General features: G+C 54.1%; 3 protein-coding genes. All 3 read left to right on the top strand.

Annotated features, from left to right (window positions below; translation table 11 throughout):
• Positions 1–197: hypothetical protein (locus tag EOC06_RS41055; RefSeq protein WP_206631320.1), on the top strand; the 197-nt coding region annotated here is incomplete at its 5' end.
• A gap of 44 nt (positions 198–241) precedes the next feature.
• Positions 242–1,717: a M81 family metallopeptidase gene (locus tag EOC06_RS34255; protein WP_164898901.1), complete on the top strand. Its 1,476-nt coding sequence runs from the start codon at positions 242–244 to the stop codon at positions 1,715–1,717.
• Positions 1,718–2,756: 1,039 nt separating this feature from the next.
• A partial coding sequence (locus EOC06_RS34245) for a GntR family transcriptional regulator (protein WP_164898902.1) occupies positions 2,757–2,995 on the top strand: 239 nt, incomplete at its 3' end.

The raw sequence follows: 2,995 nt of genomic DNA, 5'->3' as shown, positions 1-2,995 counted from the left end.
ACCGTGAGGGTTCCGCTCGCGGTCCCGCCGCGTTCGATTGGATCGGAATTCAGCATGTCTTGCCCGGCACCGTGGCAAACGCAACAAACTTGGGCAATGTTGTATTGGCTATTACAACCGATATTTTGTTGCATCAAACTACATGTTCCAAACTAAGGTTGCGAAACCATCTCACCGCACTGCGCGCTCTGAAATGAAAGCACCGACGGCAAAACCAGTTTATCACAATCAGGAGGTCTGTATGAAAATATTGTTCGGTATGCTCGTGCACGAAAGCAACTCGTTTGCGTCGGGGGCCGGGGACTTCAGAGGCATTTCGGTGGGCGAGGAGCTTTTTTCAATATACCGGAACAAGGTGGGTTATCTGGCCGGAATGATCAAAGCAGCAGAGGAATGTGACGTAGAACTAATTCCTTCCATTGCAGCAGGGAGTGCCGGCCCCAGGGTTACTAAGGAGGCTGTCGAATATGCCGTAGGGGAGCTTGTTACTATTGCTGAAAAGCGAAAGGATGAATACACGGGAATTTGTTTGGCGCTTCACGGTGCCGGCGTTGCCGAGAACGCGGACGATCTGGAAGCCTACATTCTGGAAAAGGTGCGGGAGGTAGTTGGTCCGGACATGCCCATCACGGTTTCCCTAGACCTTCATGGGAATATATCACCAGAACTGGCCAAATTGTCGAATGGCCTTTTCGGCTGTAAGCAATATCCGCATGTCGATGAAGCCGAGGCTGGCTATTTGGCGATGAAAACCCTTATTCGCATCTTGCGCGGCGAAGCGATCTCCCAAACGGCCGTCATTCAACTTCCTTGGCTGGTCGATGCGCGAATGGGCAACACCTTTGTTGAGCCCATGAAATCCGTGACAGACTACGTAGCCGACTATGCTGCTAGACACGGCCTGATAGATGCGGCATTTTTCCATGGTTACGGCTATTCCGATGTGCCTTTCGTTGGCGCTTCCGTGGTGGTTGTAGCTGAAAAAGGGGCACACGAGGCCGCCGCTGAAATCGCCAAGCACATTTGGGAAAAGCGGGAACAGCTTAAAGGACCGGCGGCCCCGATGCCGGACGTGGCTGTGGATCATGCTCTCGCCGCGTTGGAAAAACCGGGAACAGGCTATGTTGTCATTGTAGAAGTTTCTGATAACCCCGGTGCTGGAGGGCCAGGCACCGGAACCCATCTCCTGCACGAGGTTCTAAGCCGAAACCCTAAGAAGGCGATCTTCGGCTTCATTTGCGACCCGGAAATTGCGCTTTTTGCTCACAAAATGGGTGTTGGGGGAGAGGTGTCAGGTTTGCTAGGCGGCAAGACCGACAAAGTTCACGGTACCCCAATCGAGTTACGCAATGCCAGAGTGTGCGCGTTATCAGACGGAAACGCCACCTACGTGTCTCCTATGATGGAAGGACTGCCGGTGTGTTACGGCAAGACCGCCCGTTTGCGCATCGGCAATGTAGATATTATCGTCACGGAGCATGCCAACGCAGCCTACGATGATCGTCCTTTCTTGATTACTGGGGCCGATATTACCCAATATGAAATCGTTTGCATAAAGGGGACAAATCATTTCCGAGCATTTTTCGATCCTAGGGCCAAGGCAGTCGTCGCTACTGATCCCCCCGGTGTCACAAGCAAAAATTTTGCTTCCTTCAATTACCAAAAGATTCGTAGGCCGATATATCCTATCGATCTCGACACCACATTCTCCGTTTGAACTCAGCGCTCTAATCCCCGTAGCTTGCTGCGGGGAGGTGTCTGGGCCTCTAATTCCTCGCGGCTTTTGTGAGATGCCAACACACGGGTGCACAGCCTGCATGGGCACGACACAATGAATCACGTAGTTGCCGCTCCCGCTGCTGGGTCGGAGGCAGTGTTCAGCACAAATAGTCCCTCGGGTTTGGGCGCTCCACTCCCAGGGAGCAACTCGGGGAGTCAGGAGACTGGGATGATGTGGCATCTTAGTATTGCGAACTTGATCTAAAATGAAGACCCGGTGAGCATTATAAAATCGGATGAACTCCATGTCTAAACAGTACCCACTTGGACCAGCGGACACAGTTGATACGCTCGCGCATGCACGTGTATCAGGTAACCTGAAATCCCGAGACCTGGTCGAGCGGGCTTGATAGCGCCGAAGTGCTGAGAAGTGTAGGCAGCCACGCCCTTGCGCGGTTATGGCGGGATAAGGCACTTGCTGCTGCCGCTACGAAGACAGACTCAGCGATGAGGGTGGGCTCTCGGCATCCTTGCTTGCCGGCCGGCCAATCGTGGTAAAAGTCAATGCGATGTCCGCGGTGACATCACACAGGCTGGTTCAGCTTCCCTTGAAAATGCACGGCCCGCTCAACGAGATGCAGATAGCGTGGCGCAACTGCGGGCAGCCGGAGCGGTCATCTCGGCAAATCTAACGTGTCGGACGTCAGCCTGAATATCGATCTATCGCTTTTGGGCCTCGCAGGCTCATCCCCGATCGCTGCGCGGCACTGGGATCTCGTTCCGAGGCAAAGGACGCGTCAGCCATTGCCGACTTAATGGCTTAGTGCTTCTCAAGCCTCTACGAACACGGAACTATCCTCACTTGCTAAATTTGGTTTTTTGGCATTGGCCCCCCAGCATTTTCCTATACACTGAGCCTATGTAATGTGGTGCAACAAAAAGCTGAGATGGCGATGGAAAATGTTACTGAAGAGGAAACTGGAGAGAGTGCCCTTTCGACGGCACACGATGACCGGCGGGCGGCCGAAACACTGGGCATGGATCTGGCGCCGCTCAAGAAGCATGCTCGACTGGGCGATCTCGCATATGACGCCATGAAAGAGCGCCTAGTACGCGGCGCTTTCGAACCAGGGCGCAAACTGACAGTGCGCGCCGTTGCAGATGCACTCGGTGTGAGCTCTACTCCCGCGCGCGACGCCCTGAATCGCCTGGCCACGGAAGGTGCGCTCGTCTACTCGGGGCCAAAGACAGTCATCGTGCCCTATTTGACAATGCC

Source organism: Mesorhizobium sp. M7A.F.Ca.MR.362.00.0.0 (assembly GCF_004023175.1).
GTDB lineage: Bacteria > Pseudomonadota > Alphaproteobacteria > Rhizobiales > Rhizobiaceae > Mesorhizobium.
Note: the sequence above shows the minus strand (reverse complement) of the source record. Positions and strands in the feature narration are given on the sequence as shown.

Coding starts and splice junctions, on each gene's coding strand:
- EOC06_RS34255 (WP_164898901.1), top strand. CDS start 242: ATGAAAATATTGTTCGGTATGCTCGTGCACGAAAGCAACTCGTTTGCG.